Source organism: Flavihumibacter stibioxidans (genome assembly GCF_014332695.1).
Classification (GTDB): domain Bacteria; phylum Bacteroidota; class Bacteroidia; order Chitinophagales; family Chitinophagaceae; genus Flavihumibacter; species Flavihumibacter stibioxidans.
Window position 1 is genome coordinate 753915 of the sequence record NZ_MBUA01000001.1, and the last position, 15969, is coordinate 769883.

General features: G+C 43.4%; 10 protein-coding genes. 3 read left to right on the forward strand and 7 right to left on the reverse strand.

Going from position 1 to position 15969, the window contains the following annotated elements; translation table 11 throughout:
* Positions 1–14: 14 nt before the first annotated feature.
* The 4 genes from BC349_RS03170 to BC349_RS03185 form a co-directional block, all read right to left on the reverse strand.
* Positions 15–1298 (reverse strand): hypothetical protein, encoded by a 1284-nt coding sequence (locus tag BC349_RS03170; protein WP_187255285.1) that lies wholly within the window; start codon positions 1296–1298, stop codon positions 15–17.
* On the reverse strand, positions 1295–2650 hold the full coding sequence (locus tag BC349_RS03175; protein WP_187255286.1) for a lipopolysaccharide biosynthesis protein: 1356 nt from the start codon (positions 2648–2650) through the stop codon (positions 1295–1297). The genes BC349_RS03170 and BC349_RS03175 overlap by 4 nt, the downstream gene beginning before the upstream one ends.
* Positions 2651–2764: 114 nt before the next feature.
* The gene (locus tag BC349_RS03180; RefSeq protein WP_187255287.1) at positions 2765–5071 is read right to left on the reverse strand and encodes a GumC family protein; all 2307 of its coding nucleotides are present in this window, start codon (positions 5069–5071) and stop codon (positions 2765–2767) included.
* A gap of 25 nt (positions 5072–5096) precedes the next feature.
* Complete coding sequence (locus tag BC349_RS03185; RefSeq protein ID WP_222840057.1) at positions 5097–5879, reverse strand: polysaccharide biosynthesis/export family protein; 783 nt, start codon at positions 5877–5879, stop codon at positions 5097–5099.
* 877 nt (positions 5880–6756) lie between these two features.
* Between BC349_RS03185 and BC349_RS03190 the strand changes: the two genes are divergently transcribed.
* Positions 6757–9864: a PKD domain-containing protein gene (locus BC349_RS03190; RefSeq protein WP_187255288.1), complete on the forward strand. Its 3108-nt coding sequence runs from the start codon at positions 6757–6759 to the stop codon at positions 9862–9864.
* Positions 9865–9940: 76 nt separating this feature from the next.
* Here the strand turns inward: BC349_RS03190 and BC349_RS03195 are convergent, their stop codons facing one another.
* The 3 genes from BC349_RS03195 to BC349_RS03205 all read right to left on the reverse strand — a co-directional run bounded on the left by BC349_RS03195 (position 9941) and on the right by BC349_RS03205 (position 14364).
* Positions 9941–11989 carry a T9SS type A sorting domain-containing protein gene (locus BC349_RS03195; RefSeq protein WP_187255289.1) on the reverse strand — a complete coding sequence of 683 codons (2049 nt, stop codon included), beginning with the start codon at positions 11987–11989 and terminating at the stop codon, positions 9941–9943.
* A gap of 431 nt (positions 11990–12420) precedes the next feature.
* Positions 12421–14052 carry a chaperonin GroEL gene (gene groL, locus BC349_RS03200; RefSeq protein WP_187255290.1) on the reverse strand — a complete coding sequence of 544 codons (1632 nt, stop codon included), beginning with the start codon at positions 14050–14052 and terminating at the stop codon, positions 12421–12423.
* Between the two features lie 30 nt (positions 14053–14082).
* Positions 14083–14364: a co-chaperone GroES gene (locus BC349_RS03205; protein ID WP_187255291.1), complete on the reverse strand. Its 282-nt coding sequence runs from the start codon at positions 14362–14364 to the stop codon at positions 14083–14085.
* Between the two features lie 222 nt (positions 14365–14586).
* Here BC349_RS03205 and BC349_RS03210 point away from each other — a divergent pair, with 222 nt between their 5' ends.
* Positions 14587–14934: a hypothetical protein gene (locus tag BC349_RS03210; protein WP_187255292.1), complete on the forward strand. Its 348-nt coding sequence runs from the start codon at positions 14587–14589 to the stop codon at positions 14932–14934.
* A 106-nt stretch (positions 14935–15040) separates the two neighbouring features.
* Entirely contained in the window at positions 15041–15964 is a 924-nt protein-coding gene (gene nusB / locus BC349_RS03215) for a transcription antitermination factor NusB (RefSeq protein WP_187255293.1), read from the forward strand.
* Positions 15965–15969 lie beyond the last annotated feature (5 nt).

Sequence of the window (15969 nt, forward strand, 5' to 3'; positions counted from 1 at the left end):
ATATTAATTCAAGTTCACGCCAGCAAGGCAGGTGAAGGTGGTTCCTGTTCTGGTTCACTGTAATGTTTGTATGCAACCTGGAAAAGGAAAAAGCAAATAAAGAAAGCAAAGTTGAAAAACACTTCGCTGAATGATAAAATGATGAGACTAAAAAAGGCAACCCAGGAAAGGACCGGATTTATATTGTAAAACCCAGCCATTTTACCAAAGGATCGTTTTACCCCGAAAAAGAAAAACAGGAAAAAGGGTATACCCCACCTGGCTAACTGATCGGTAACCCCATTAATGCGAAAGACAGATTTATCCCAGGTAGCTACCCTGTTTTGGGAATGTGCCCCCCTTCCGAATAACAGGTAAAATGGTTTTTCGGGCAATTCCTTAATATCCAGGTAGGCACTGGACAACCTGGTATTACCAGACAGGAAAATTGCGTCAAATTCAACGTTCTTAACCTCCTTTTCAATTTTCTCGCCAAGAAAATCAAGTTCAGAATACCCATATAAAAACACGCCCATAAAAACTACCAGGGACATTACACGTAAAATGGGATCACGGTAAAGGAGAATATAATATGCGAATATGAAAAGGGAAGCAGCAAGATAAGTGGTGGTAGAAAAAGTGGTAACAATGGCCCCCAGATACAATAAGCCTCTTTTATTAAACACTGTTCCAGCCTGGAAAGAATTATGAATAAGGCCAATTAAAAGGAAAGCGCCATATACAGTGGGTTCCCAAAAGGGTCCGCTGTTTCTGCGCAATCCCTCAAAGGTGGAATTAAAGTTCATTACAATAATGTTCTGCGCTACCTGGTCAAAATCATATACCCTGTTTATCAATGTAAACTTTACAGGGGATACAGCCAATATAATATTCAGGAAAGAAGGAAAAAATAAAATCGGAACAAACAAAACCAGACTGATAATGGCAATCACTTTCAAAACCTTCTGATACACATGAAAAAAACCAGTAGACATTATGGCCACCGCCATGATAGCCTGGAAAAAGTTGAGGAATACATATACAGCGGTTCCCCCGTAATAGGAGCCGAAATATAAATATTGCATAACCAGAATGACCAGAAAGACTAAAGCATATTTAGAGAAATGCAGCAGGTTTATTTTAAGAAAACGGATTCCAAGTAATGCATAAAGGGTTAACCCGATAACAAATACAGAGGCATTGGCTATCAATAAAGGTGAGCCCGAAATTCCGATTAGCCAGATCATAAAAACAACCTGGTAAATCCGCTCAATAGGGGGTAATTTCTGAAATGCTATGGTTTCCGGGTGATTATTCATTTATTCCAGATGCCTGTGGCATTTTTATTAATAATTTTTTCAGTCTGAATATAAAACACGACCGACATCAGCAGATGGATCAGTATATTACTCATAACGACACCCTGAATGCCCCATATCCTGCCAAGAAAAATCGACAGTGGGATATTTACCACTATGCAAATGAGATACATAACCAATTGCAGCCTGATTTTTCCAACCCCATTCAGAAAATAACAATGCGACGCAACCCATGCGTTGCCCAGTACATTAAAAAAAACCACCATCGATAAACTAAATGGTATAGATACCGCATCACCAATCCATAGTTTGTACACAACCGGGGAGATCAGTAAAAGCATGGCTGCCCCCAAACTGACAATCATCCAGAACTTCCTTATTTTTTTAACTACACTTCTGATCCATACAAAATCATCTTTTGCGTAGGCATCGGTAAATGCACTCCAGAATGGGGTGATCGCAATAGTGAGCAAAATGGTTACAACTGAAAACAGTTTATACGCGATATTGAATGTTGTGACCTCTTCGGGTCCCATCAATTGTGTAATTATGATATTGCTGGTTTGGTACAATACAATAACACCCAGTTGAATAACGAAGAAAAAACCTCCCAGCCCGAGGAGTTGTCTGGCATTGGAAAGGTCAATATATTTAAAGGATGGCGCTATTGCCTTCAACCTGCCTGAATAGAGAAAGAAGCCTGCAATCAGAAGAACCAGAGGAGGGAGTCCTGTTAATACCAGGACAAGATAAAAGAGGGAACCTTCAGTGAACCTGGACAATAGAAAAATTGCCGTAGCAGAACCCATTTGTCCGAGAAATAAAATGAATGAAACGCTGGCAGATTCCTGCCGGGCGGTAAGTACCACATTGATTAACTGTACAATAAACTGAACACAGAACAGGTAAAACAGCCATTGAACAATAAAGCCAAGGTTCAGCCCAGGTTCATTCACATTCAAGACTTTATTCCAGTTAATATGGGGATTTATAAAACTAAAAATCAGCGCGGCAAGAACAGCAATTGCCATCACTAATACATACGTTGTGCTGACGTATTTTTTTGCGTTATCATAATCATCAAGGGCTATGGCAGTGGCGAGTTTATTTCTGAGCCCGTTCCCTAAACCAATATCCATAAAACTGAACCAACCGATTATTGAACTAAGCGTCAGCCACATGCCATATTGAACCTTATTGATATATCCGATGGTAATCGGAACGATTACAAATCCGACCAATACACTAAGTCCTTTGATAAGGAATGAGTAAAGTACATTTCTTTTTACGGTCAGTGAGCGCTCGCTGCCTTTGATAAAATAATTCCGTATGACCCCAGATAACTGCTTCATCATTTTGTGGTTTCAGTAATAACACATACGGCTACGCCGCCTCAGTCACATTTCAGGTACCAAGCACAATATCAAGTATGCGCACATGCACAACATATAGGGTGTACTTCAATACTAATCAGAATTAAGGTCATAGCCATATCCCAGACCGTCACCATACCCTTTCACCGCAAATCCACGTTTCCCGATGCCATTGAATACAATGGCAGGAGAATTCAGGCCATTCGCATCCTGCCGGTTCGCAAATGCGACCAGAGCTGTCTTAGGTGTAACACCATGACGGACTACCAACAGGCTCTTATCGCAATAAGTTGCAATTCTCCTGTCATTTGCGTTTCGGCTCAACGGCCCTGAACAGAAAATAACTCCATCAAAACTGTTCCTCAAATCAGCAAAAAGATTTTCTACAAACTGGTGATCAGGAAACAAATCAGAATTCTCAGATGATGTGCCAAATGGCATAATATATAGTTGTGCATTTTCAGCAGACCGGTAAACCGTATCCTGTACAGAAAGCCTGGAACTGATCAGGTCTGTATATCCCTTTTTTCCTTGCAGGGAAAAATGATTCGTAATAGTCTGTTTGTTGCTGTCAAGGTCAACGATGAGTACCTTTTTCCCCGCTAGCGCCATACTGCTTGCCAGGTTTAGCCCGACAAAGGCCTTACCTTCCTTTTTTACAAAGGAAGTGATAAATATAATTTTATCGTTTTGTGAGCCATTATTGTAAAACAACTGGTTTCGGATTGACCGGAACTGTTCAGCTACCTTGCCACTGGCACCTTTTTCAAACACCTGTAAATTTGATTTACGATTCTGGAAAACCTCACCAATAACGGGTATGCTTGTAATTGCTTCTATTTCCTTCCTGAAAAGCACATTCTTATTCATGCCTTCGCGATACTCTACGAAGAGCAAACCCAACAGAAAAGCCCCGATAAGGCTTCCCGCATAAATAAATAACTTTTTGGGGCTGACAGCCTTTACAGAAGCTTCAGCCAGGTCAATGATCCTTGAGTCGGGATTGGTTGTGGCATAAGACAATGCCGCTTCCTCACGTCTTTGAAGCAGGAAAGAATATATCTGGTTTTTGATGGATTGCTGGCGGCTGATTTCAATAAGCTGTTTTTCCTTGTGCGGAATAGTACTCAGCATAGACATGTAACGGTTGCCGGTACTTTCCAGTTTATTCCGGTTGATGGCCAAAGAAGTCCGCTGGTTCTGGATCATTTCGGAAATGGTAGGTCTGAGCGTGGCAATCTGTTCAGATAAGGAACTCAAAATAGGACTGTTTTCCCCGGTAGTTTTTTTCAGTTTGTCATACTGGAACTGGGCATCATTCAATCTGTCAAGCATCTGGCTAAGGCTTGGATCATCAACCCCCAATGCAGAAGGTATCATACCGCTTCCGATCTGCTTTGAACTGACATATTTTTCCACTTCATCCAGAACAGCCATTTTAATATTCACATCCTGGATCTGCCTGTCGTACTGGCCAACATTTTCAAGGTAGAGTTTACCCTGCGCACTGATATCGACTATACCTGCCGTTGACCGGTATCGCTCGATAGCATTTTCAACAGAATCCAGCTGACCAGATACATATTGAAGCCGGTTTTCAACAGATGCAAGAATATTCCCAGCAAGAAGGTTCTTCTCCTCGATTTCCGCCTGAACATATAACCTGATTAATTCATTTATGATCTGCTTTCCACGTTCCGGTTCGCTATCATTGAGACTTATTTCCACTACCGATGCAAGTCGGTTTACAGGATTTACATGGAGGCTTTTAGCCAATCCTTCTTCAACTTTCCTGATATCTATTAATGAAAAACTATAGGTATGTTGCCCGGGCTTGGAAACATAGCTGGTATTACTCAGAAAACTTAATTCACCCCAGGGTGTTTTTACAACCTGGTTCAACGGATAATTTTTACCCTGTATAGTCAATTGCCGGGTATTTTCATCAAACACGGCTGTAATATTATCCTGGTCAGTAATTTTTTCAGGCATTGCAGCCTGTATCCTGAAGGGTGCCGTTTGAAAAGCTGATACTTTCCTGGATTGCTCATGCCTGAAGATCGGCGCATACAGGTAAAGGTTCTTCACAACCTTTCTGATCAGCGTTCTGGATTGTATAACTTCAATTTCATTTTCCACAATAGTATTGGCCTTGAATACATCGAGGGCTTCTATCATTTTCGACTCATCAATCCCTTTCTGTTCATCCTTAATAAGGATCCTTGCTTTTACTTCATAGCTTTTTTCAGCCCATTGCCCATACATATAGGCCAATGCAAGACAAAGTGCACCAAGCAATATGAATACCGGCCAATACGGAGCGTATTTCTGGATAATAGCCTTCACAAATGCATCATCTTTGCGGGAATTGGGCATATTCTGTTTCTGATCTGTGACCATATAAATTGTTTTGTAATGGGGTAAATTATCGCAGGATCCTGTCCACAACTATTGCGGCGAAAGTCAGGCTGCTTATAAGAATAGGCAACAACTGGTCTCCCCTGCTGGTACTTTTAACCTTAGCCCGGTTTGATTCCACATATACCACATCATTTGATTTCAGATAATAAAACGGAGACCTGAAAATTTCATCGGAATTCAGATTGAGGTGCCTGATGATTTTTTTCCCTTCTTCTTCCCGTATCACCATTACGTTATCCCTTTTCGCATAAAGGGTAAGGTCACCAGCAAAGCCGACGGCTTCCAGAATAGAAATTTTTTCATTGGGCACAGTGACCACACCAGGCCTTCCGACTTCGCCCAAAACTGTAACCCTGAAATTCATAATTCGTGTAATTACGATGGGATCAACCAGTAATTTTTTTCGCAGTATTTCAGCCCGGATTGTATCAGTCACCTGTTTTTTGGTAAGTCCCAAAACATTAACATCACCAATAACCGGAAAGGTAATATTGCCCTCCTGGTTTACGAGATAACCGGATACCTGTTCAATACTGGCAACAATATTGGTACTGGGTACACTTGTAATGGGAGAATTGAAAATTGCACTGGCTTCGGGGTTCAGGCTGCTTACGGAAATACTCAGGACATCACCCTTTCTGATAACAGGATCAAAACTCATGGCCAGATTCCTGAACTCTGTGTCTGGCAATCCATTGAAATATCTTGCTTTTTCAGGGCTTGCACAGGATGCCAGCATAATACATGCATAAACACCACAGGTAAAAGCAATTAATTTTATTTTCATAATCAGTCATTGATGACCTTCGGGTGCCAGAATTCTGTAAAACGAATCAATAAGAATGGCAAAACAAAAGTGTACGAAAATTCAAATTTTCATAAGCACCTGATTGTCAAGGGTTAATGGTTTTTTTAATGAAGGGGCTGAAACAAAATCCCCAACGAACAAATATAATTATCAATTAATGAAATACGAAATCCCCGGTTAATTAAATAATCGTAAAGCTCCCAGCCCTACTCAGTTTTTTTACCAGGAAAAACAACATCAGAACGAAAGGATTCAAGAATTATTTTAATATGAAATGATAACCTGGTGAAGAATTTAAAAGTCCTATATATCAACTTGAACATTAATTACGTTTATGGATTGTTGAAAACCCTGTGGATTACCCTTGAAAACATTTTCCTGTTTTGGCATGGAACTTGTATGTTTTGATCCGTATTAAATCCAATGTTGTATGAACAAATCTGTACCCAACCCTGGGATAGGAATGTCAAATACTGTAAGAAGGCGATCTGCTATACAGTATATCAATTCCTCCCACTACCCTCCTCCTTCACGCATCCATTCGATGCATTTTCATTATCAGAATTTTGGTTTATCGGTCAGTAATGCTAACCGGAAATTATCAGGAGCCAGTAATGGCGGTAATGCCGTTTCAGCAAATAGCCTGGCGGGCAACAAACGCATGCATTGCGATATTATTATGCCCATAACCCCTTGATATATCAAATATTTCAAAAAATTCTGATATAAATAACCTAAAACTTCAGGCAGAAGCATGGTTTAATCCGAATCCGGTTACACCGGTTGATTTTTAACTGTTGAAGCAGGTCAATCCTGCAAAAATGAATTGAGGCGATTATTTAAAAATCCAAGCACCATGAAAACATTAGTAGCTGTATTAATGCTGATGCTCCCCTTTTTTGGAAACGCGCAGACCTGGCGGGCCTTTTCCATGAGCGACAGCAACCCGGAAACGGGATTCCAGGGCACCAAAGAATGTTGTTCCGTTAGTTTCCAGGCGGAAACATCAATCAAACGATTTGGCAAAACGGCTTTAAGGATTGAACTAAACAAAACAGACCCATCCCCCACAGACGGAAGCGGAAGCAAGCGAGCAGAAAAATATTATAATTACGGATCAACAAAAACAGCACAGAATGCTAATCTCAGGTGGTATGCATTCAGCATGTTCAGCCCAGCTGCCACCAATGCATCGGATCCGGCAGAAGAGATTCGCTTTCAATTACACAGCAATGTTGGCTCTCCCGTTTGTGCACTGGAATTAAAAAGCGGTACCTGGAGAATTGCCAGGAGGAATTCATCGGGAGTTACCTACACAAATATTGCACCCATCAACTATGATGTATGGGAAGATTGGGTTTTCTATTTTGATGAATCACAGGGAACAGACGGCTCCATCAAAGTATGGCGTAACGATGTTCTACTGTATACTTTTACCGGAACGACCAACTACAGTAATTCCACCGCCATCTATCCCTATCCCAATATTGGAATTTACAAGTGGCCATGGTCAGGCACCTGGAATCCTGCCAGTACTGCAACCAAAAGGGTATTTTATGTAGATTCTGTTTTTTACGGCACATCAGCGGCCACCTATGAAAATATGGATGTAACGCCCGCAGGTTCAACACCGCCCCCAACAGATGTCAACCAGGCACCCACATCAAATGCCGGAAGTGACCTGGTTATTACACTACCAACCAATTCAGCTACTCTTAATGGCAGTAAATCTGCTGACAGCGATGGAACCATCGCATCTTACAAATGGTCCCAGGTTTCAGGTCCTTCTGCTGCGGTTCTGACAAATGGCTCCAGTTCTACTGCCACGGCTTCAGGACTCCTGGCGGGGACTTATGTTTTCAGGCTGACTGTAACAGATAATAATGGCGCTACGGCCACTGATGATGTTTCCGTTACAGTTGTGCAAAACACTTCTGCGGGCAATCAGGCTCCAGTCGCCAATGCCGGTACCAACAAAACAGTAACGCTCCCAACCAACAGTACATCCCTAAGTGCATCAGGTTCAAATGACCCAGATGGCAGTATTACCGCATACCGCTGGACTCAAACTTCCGGGCCCAGCAGTTCGACATTGACAAATGCTTCCACGGTAAATCTGACAGTAGGTGGATTAATCCAGGGTACCTATACCTACCGGTTAACTGTAACCGATAATCTTGGTGCAACCGGTACAGCAACGGTTTCCGTTACCGTCAATGCTGCCACCACCACAAATCAGGCACCTTCGGCCGATGCAGGTAGTGCCAAAACTATTACACTTCCCACAAACAGTGTTTCATTAAGCGGAAGTGGCTCTACCGATTCGGATGGAACAATTGCATCCTACAGGTGGTCACAGGTATCCGGTCCCAATACGGCAACACTTACCAATGCCACTTCTGTAACGACTACCGCATCAAATCTTATTCAGGGAACCTATAGCTTTCGTCTTACGGTTACCGACAATAGCGGAGCCAGTTCATCAGCAACAGTTTCCGTGACTGTAAATGCCGACGCCACTGCTACCAACCAGGCACCTGTGGCCAATGCAGGCAGCGCAAAGACGATAACACTTCCATCGAACAGTGTCTCCTTGACAGGAAGTGCCTCAACCGATTCTGATGGAACAATTGCATCGTATAGGTGGACCCAGGTATCCGGTCCTAATACAGCAACACTTACCAATGCCACATATGCAACAGCTACAGCATCAAATCTCATCCAGGGAATCTACAGCTTTCGGCTCACTGTTACCGACAATGACGGCGCCAGTGGTTCTGCGACCGTTTCCATTACGGTAAATGCTGCCGCCACATCCACCACTAATAAAGCACCCGTTGCCAACGCGGGTTCAAATAAATCAATCAGGCTCCCAACTAGTTCAGTATCATTAAGCGGTGCTGCTTCTTTTGATCCTGATGGGAGCATCAAGTCCTATAAATGGACCCAAACCTGCGGCCCATCCACTGTTACTTTTTCCAGCACCATGTACCCCAACATAACAGTGTACAAGCTGAAGGAGGGAACGTACTGCTTTAAGCTCCAGGTTTGGGACAACAGCGGGGCAACTGCTTCAGCCACTGTATCTGTAATTGTTTATCCGGCACTGGCATCAGTTAAACAGGCTCCTATAGCCGTAACCAGTGGCAAACAAACGGTTGTTGAAGGCACCGCCGGTATCCTGACAGGAAAAGGATCATACGACCCTGATGGCGTGATTTCAACTTACAGCTGGATTCAGGAAAGCGGTCCGTCTGCTGCAACAATTGCTGATTCAACTGCTGATTCAACCACGGTATCCAACCTGAAACCAGGTACTTATAATTTCCAGTTGATAGTAACAGACAATGACGGATTAACTGGCACAGCCACTCATATCATTGAAGTAATTGCGGCTCCGGAACCACCGAACGCAGCGCCAATAATTGTTCTGCCCGACACCATCATGGTAGACGCGCAGTACGATACCGTGCGGCTTGATGCAAGTAACTCATATGATACAGATGGCCAGATCCTGAAATATCAGTGGAAACTGGTAAATGGTCCTGCCAACGCTGTCATAAGTAACCCCAATGCTGCTGCCACTACAGTTAGTAAACTGAAACCAGGCGCCGTTTATATTTACCAGGTAATTGCAGTTGACAATGATGGAGCAAGCAGTAAAAAACAATTGACGGTTACTGTTGCCTCCAGGAACAGTAATGATGCAGTTACAGTTATGAGCACCTATCCAAACCCGACCAGGTCCACCTTCACGCTAAGACTGGACGATAATGTTACTGGTCAGGGATCGGTGAATATTTATGATATGAGTGGTGTAGTGGTTTACCAGGACAAACTGGTGAAGAATTCCACCAGCCTGATAAAAAGTTATAACATTTCCGATTTAAAGGCAGGCACTTATATTGTATATGTGAAATTTGAAGACGCACCGATGGTTACCAGAAAGATTCAGAAACTCTGATCAACCGGATACTAATTATAAAAAAGAAAACGGCTGCCCCAAAAGGCAGCCGTTTTCTTTTTTATAAAAGCTCAGATTATTTTTTAATCACTTTGGACTGGTACACTTCATATCCTGTTTGAATTCTGACAAAATAGACACCGGGTTTTACATCAAGCAATTCTCCCGCAGAAAATGAATTAGCACCTTTTTGCAGTTGTAGTTTGCTTTGCGACACCACCCGTCCTGCAAGGTCAATAATCTGGATATTCGCCAAACCACCTTCTTTCAGGGTAACCTGCATATTGGCACTATTGGTAACAGGATTCGGGAAGATGTTCATTCCAGGCGTCTTACTTTGCCTGTTTAGAACCACAACGACATGGCTGGTAATTTCACGACTGTTATTGTCAATAGCCCTGATACGGTAAAAATTCTTTACCACATTCGGCTTGTTATCAATAAACTTATACGTAACTACTCCGGCATTCCCGTTTGAATAAATGGATTTAATATTCGAAAATGACCTGCCGTCATCACTGCGTTCTACTTCGAATTCATAAAATTCAGTGTTATTATCAACTTCAAAAGTGATTTCGTTTGCAGCACCGGTTTGGCGAACCCTTAACTTAAGCGGATCAACAGGTAAAGCGCCCAACCCGATTCCAACCTGGTCAAACAACATCATCCCAATGCCATTTCCATTTACAATTGCAGGGGATGCCGTAGAACCATAATGGTCATAATATGAAATGGAAGTTGGATTAGTTGTGGTACCAACAGCAGGAGTATAATCCAGAATAATTCTATTGTCAACGAGGGCCAGGTTGGTAATATTATAACCTCCACCGGATCCATGTAACTCAAAATTTGCCCTGTTTGCAGTTGAAGAACCAACCAGACTGTAAACATCCGTTGATTTGGAAAAATACAAAGTAACCTGATCGGCAAGTCCGGCTCCCGCACCACTGACCGCTATCCTTGTAAATTCAATATAATTTGGATCCGGTGCAGTAGTATTAGGCAGTTCAGGTTGCCCGTATAAATCCGTCCTGACAAGGTGGAAGGCTCTTTCTCCCAGCAGTTTATACCCATTATCATAACCAAAATGACAATAGCTGTATCCGGTACTACCAGGAGGTGGTGGGAATGAGAATTCCTCCAGCTGGGGCAAATTGGTTGTTGAAATCAGTCTTGCAAAACCGGGATTGGCTTTCACATATTCCAATTCTGCCTGCTCTATCATGGCGGCCATATATGGAGTGGCTGCACAACCGGAACGGATCTGGAACATGTAGAGATACTGAGCGGAAGGAAAGTCAGTTTTCCAGTCAGTCCACATTTTGTTTAGGTGTGAGAGGTATAATGATTTTGTCATACCAGGCTCAAATGCATCGTTTTCTCCCTGGTACCAGAATATTGCCTTAATCTGGTTGGTCAATCCTGCAGACTGAACCCTGTGCAATAATCTGCCGTAATTTGTATTCAGATTGGTCGGATTCTGGTCATCCCGCATGAAATAGGTGATATCCTCCGCATAATGCGAACCATTCAGTATACAAACAGGAACCCCATAAGTATCAACGATCTGGCCTGCCAGGCGCATGGCCCACTGGCCAACATTATACTGGATATTCCAGGCTGCATCGCCCTTTCCTTCTCCCCAGGAATAAACATAGCTTTCAGGAGTAGCCAGTTTATAGCGGTCGTAGGAGCGGATAAACTTTCTATTTTTTGCAGTATCAGAAGTACCGGGATTTTCAGGCCGCTTTTTGGCTTCGGCATTGGATTGCCCCTGGACGATAAAGATGTCCCCGGCCACTACATTTGTAATTGTTTTTAAATAATCAAATCCCTTTCTCAGAATAAATGCATAGCTGAATAATCCGGCATCGATGTTATAGGTAAAATCAAATGCTGAACCATTTGTAATTGGAGTCGTGTTAATTGCAATTGTTTCCAGTGTTTCCCCCGAATCATTATAATCACCATCGGCATTAAGGTCTTTGTAAACAATTAAACTTGGATTGCTAACAGTTGTGTTAAATGTCCCTTTGAATCTAACAGTGCCCTTGTTTGATGCATTTCTCGGATAGAGCTGGTTATTCATCGGCCATTGTTCCCAGGTTCCCCAGGTTTCAGTCACTTGTGCTGATGCAGCAGTAAATAGTAGGGATAGCCAACAGACCCATAGGCATCTCACTACATAGCGGTACGTAAAATTTGAATTCATTTCTCCCTTTCTTTTTGTGTTTCAATAGGCCAACCAGAGAGGAAATTCAGAAGGGATAATGGAGAATCAGGTGGAGGCTTTTAAGGGATAAAGGAAAAGGCTTAATATTTCACTGTGTATCTGAGTCAAAAATATATCTTTTCCTGAGAAATTAAAATACTGTGCATAAACAATTTTGTTTTCGCTAAAACCACCACAAAAAATATATTAAATACCTGCACAATTGCTTAGATATCAACATTATAAATAGTACATGATTCAGCGTTTTAACTTCGACTTTCCCACAAAGAAACGGCCTTCCCTGCTTTTGCAGAAAAGGCCGCTCTATATAATCCTCTTTTATATCAATATCCCATATCACCCATTCCGCCACCCGGCATAGCAGGCGCGTCTTCTTTCTTAGGCTTGTCGGCGATCACACATTCGGTGGTCAGCAACATTCCGGCAATAGAAGCTGCATGCTCAAGGGCAACACGACCTACTTTGGTAGGATCGATTACACCTGCCTTCAGGAGGTTCTCGAAATTCTCCGTGCGGGCATTGAAACCGAAGTCACCCTTGCCTTCGCGGATCCTGTTCACGATAACACTTCCTTCCAGTCCGGCATTCTCCACAATGGTGCGGATGGGGGCTTCCAACGCACGGCGTACAATCTGGGCACCCAGTTTCTCGTCTTCATTGCTGCTGCGGAAACCGTCCAGTGCACTGATCGCACGGATGAACGCAGTACCACCACCAGGAACGATACCTTCTTCTACTGCTGCACGTGTAGCATGCAGGGCATCGTCAACGCGGTCTTTCTTCTCCTTCATTTCCACTTCAGTAGCAGCACCAATATTGAGTACGGCCACACCACCACTCAATTTGGCCAAACGCTCCTGCAACTTCTCACGATCGTAATCGGAAGTAGTTGATTCAATCTGCGCTTTGATCTGGTTGATACGTGCAGTGATATCTTCTTTCTTACCCTTACCACCTACGATAACGGTATTGTCTTTGTCAATGGTGATGGAAGATGCCTGTCCGAGATAACTCAGGTCTGCATTCTCCAGTTTGAAACCCTGCTCTTCGGAGATCACCACACCCTTGGTCAGGATGGCAATGTCCTGCAGCATTTCCTTGCGACGGTCACCAAAGCCGGGAGCTTTTACAGCAGCCACTTTCAGCGTACCACGCAGTTTGTTTACCACCAGTGTTGCCAGTGCTTCTCCTTCGAGGTCTTCAGCAATGATTACCAGTGGACGGCCACCCTGGGCAACTTTCTCAAGGATATGCAGGATATCCTTCATGGCACTGATCTTCTTGTCGTAGATCAGGATAAACGGATTCTGCAGCTCAGCCTCCATTTTCTCGCTGTTGGTTACAAAGTAAGGAGAGATATAACCACGGTCAAACTGCATACCTTCTACCACTTCTACAGTTGTATCGGTACCTTTTGCCTCTTCCACAGTGATCACACCATCCTTGCCAACTTTCGCCATCGCTTCAGCGATCAACTTACCGATTGCCGGATCGTTGTTGGCAGAAATTGTAGCAACGGCCTCTATTTTCTTGGAATCGTTACCTACTGTCTGGCTCTGCTCTTTCAGTGCTGCGATTACTTTTTCAACAGCCTTGTCAATACCACGCTTCAGGTCCATCGGATTTGCACCTGCAGCTACGTTTTTCAGGCCTTCTGTGATAATGGCCTGGGCCAGAACGGTTGCAGTAGTGGTACCATCACCTGCTACGTCAGCAGTTTTGCTGGCAACTTCTTTTACCATCTGGGCACCCATGTTCTCAATGGGATCTTCCAGTTCAATCTCCTTAGCAACGGTCACACCGTCTTTGGTAACCTGGGGTGCACCGAATTTCTTTTCAATTACCACGTTACGACCCTTGGGTCCGAGGGTAACTTTCACCGCATTGGCGAGGGTATCAACACCCTTTTTCATCTTGTTTCTAGCATCAATATCGAAGAATATTTGCTTTGCCATGGTATAAGTCTTAATTGTTTTGATTAATTGTTAAACGATTGCCAGGATATCACTTTCGCGCATGATAAGGTAATCACCGCCTTCCACCTGCAATTCTGTACCTGCATATTTACCATACAGAACAGTATCGCCAACTTTTACTGTCATTGGCTCATCCTTTTTTCCGGTACCCGCGGCAACGATAGTGCCACGCTGGGGTTTTTCTTTGGCAGTGTCGGGGATAATGATCCCGCCTGCGGTCTTCTCTTCAGCAGGGGCTGGTTTAACAACCACCCTGTCATGCAAAGGAGTAATGTTCAACTTCTTAGCCATTTTATTTGGTTTTTATTAAGTGAGTAATGATTTTGGAGCAATCGCCCCCAAAGGCGAGCAAAACTAAACGAATTATATGCCAATTCAGCATTTGACCTGTTTTAAGGTCAATTTTGCAGTTTGCCGGCTGATTTCCTGCTCTACTGCAGAAAATTCCACTGACGATCCCGTCAATTCCGTGTCAATTTTTCAGCCCTATTGCATCTTCGGCAGTCGTTTTGTATGTTTGAGGCCTATCCGATCCATACCATGAAATACATACTTACGGCAATGACTGCCATTTTGCTGTTATCCTGCAGCAAATCAAATGAAGTTCCCCTCCAGGTTACGGAGGAAAAAACCGCCAGTATCCAGACATGGCGTTATGCCTGCGGCCCTGCATGCGACGCGGCTGCATGGGTTCTGGTGCTTACCGATGGCAGCAGCTTTGAAGCTGCAAACCTTCCTGAACCCTTTCATAGCCAAAACCAGGATGTACTGGTCAGGTTCAATAAAACAGGAAAGAGAAATACGGGCTATTCCGGAACAGGCCTGGAACTGGTTACCATCCTGGGCATCAGGAAAAAATAAACTCCCTGCCCCACACCTGCCAATACCTTCTTAATTATAACAGGCAGAGTTTGGTCACTGCCCCTAAATCCTGTAGATTTGCCGGCTCAACAAAGCTCTTGCAGGTATGATCAGCAGACGAATTATCCGGGTTAAAGTAATGCAAACCCTTTATGCTCTGGACGCATTGGAACAGTCCACCCCACCCGGAGAACCCGTAAAACTTTTACAGAAACAATTTGACCTTACCCGCCAGCTGCTGGTTTCTGTCATCCATTTCCTGACAGAAATTTTGCGATATGCTGAAACAGATTCCCGCAACCGTGCCAATAAACACCTGCCTTCAGCAGAAGACCTGGAAGTAAATACCAAGATTGCCGGCAACAACCTGCTCTGGAAAATCATGGAAGACCTTTCCCTCCAGAAAGCTATCAGGGAAGACAATATAGACAGGTACTCAGATAAGGAACTGGTCCGTAAAATATATCACCAACTGGTTGATACCAGCGAATACAAAACCTATATCACTGAACAAAGCAGGGATTCGAAAGCGGAGAAAGCTATCATTGACTTCATCTACTCCAACCTGATGATCACCAATGAGGCATTCACCAGTCACATGGAGGAAAACTTCAACAACTGGGACGATGATTGCGAAATGATCAACCTGCTGGTACAGAATTATCTGAACAAACCCGGCACCTACAATTTCCAGGAGATCCTGAGCCCCGAAAAATGGGAATTCGCCAAAGGCTTGCTGAAAACTGTTCTGGAGAAAAAAGAAATCACCCTTGACATGATCAAGCCCAAATTAAAGAACTGGGATCCGGACAGGATCGCAACCCTGGATATGATACTCATGCAAATGGGTGTTTGTGAATTCCTGTATTTTGAGACCATCCCGCCCAAGGTTACCATCAACGAATATATAGACCTGGCGAAGGAATACAGCACGCCACAAAGCGGACAGTTTGTAAATGGTATCCTCGATAATATTCATAAGGATCTTGCCCAGGGCAACCAATTGCATAAAATCAGTTTCAAAAAATAAAATCC

What these genes read in the sequence shown, in the direction of transcription:
- BC349_RS03175 (WP_187255286.1), bottom strand. Translation starts at nt 2,650, where the DNA reads ATGAAGCAGTTATCTGGGGTCATACGGAATTATTTTATCAAAGGCAGC.
- nusB (WP_187255293.1), top strand. Translation starts at nt 15,041, where the DNA reads ATGATCAGCAGACGAATTATCCGGGTTAAAGTAATGCAAACCCTTTAT.
- BC349_RS03180 (WP_187255287.1), bottom strand. Translation starts at nt 5,071, where the DNA reads ATGGTCACAGATCAGAAACAGAATATGCCCAATTCCCGCAAAGATGAT.
- BC349_RS03170 (WP_187255285.1), bottom strand. Translation starts at nt 1,298, where the DNA reads ATGAATAATCACCCGGAAACCATAGCATTTCAGAAATTACCCCCTATT.
- BC349_RS03210 (WP_187255292.1), top strand. Translation starts at nt 14,587, where the DNA reads ATGTTTGAGGCCTATCCGATCCATACCATGAAATACATACTTACGGCA.
- BC349_RS03205 (WP_187255291.1), bottom strand. Translation starts at nt 14,364, where the DNA reads ATGGCTAAGAAGTTGAACATTACTCCTTTGCATGACAGGGTGGTTGTT.
- groL (WP_187255290.1), bottom strand. Translation starts at nt 14,052, where the DNA reads ATGGCAAAGCAAATATTCTTCGATATTGATGCTAGAAACAAGATGAAA.
- BC349_RS03190 (WP_187255288.1), top strand. Translation starts at nt 6,757, where the DNA reads ATGAAAACATTAGTAGCTGTATTAATGCTGATGCTCCCCTTTTTTGGA.
- BC349_RS03185 (WP_222840057.1), bottom strand. Translation starts at nt 5,879, where the DNA reads ATGAAAATAAAATTAATTGCTTTTACCTGTGGTGTTTATGCATGTATT.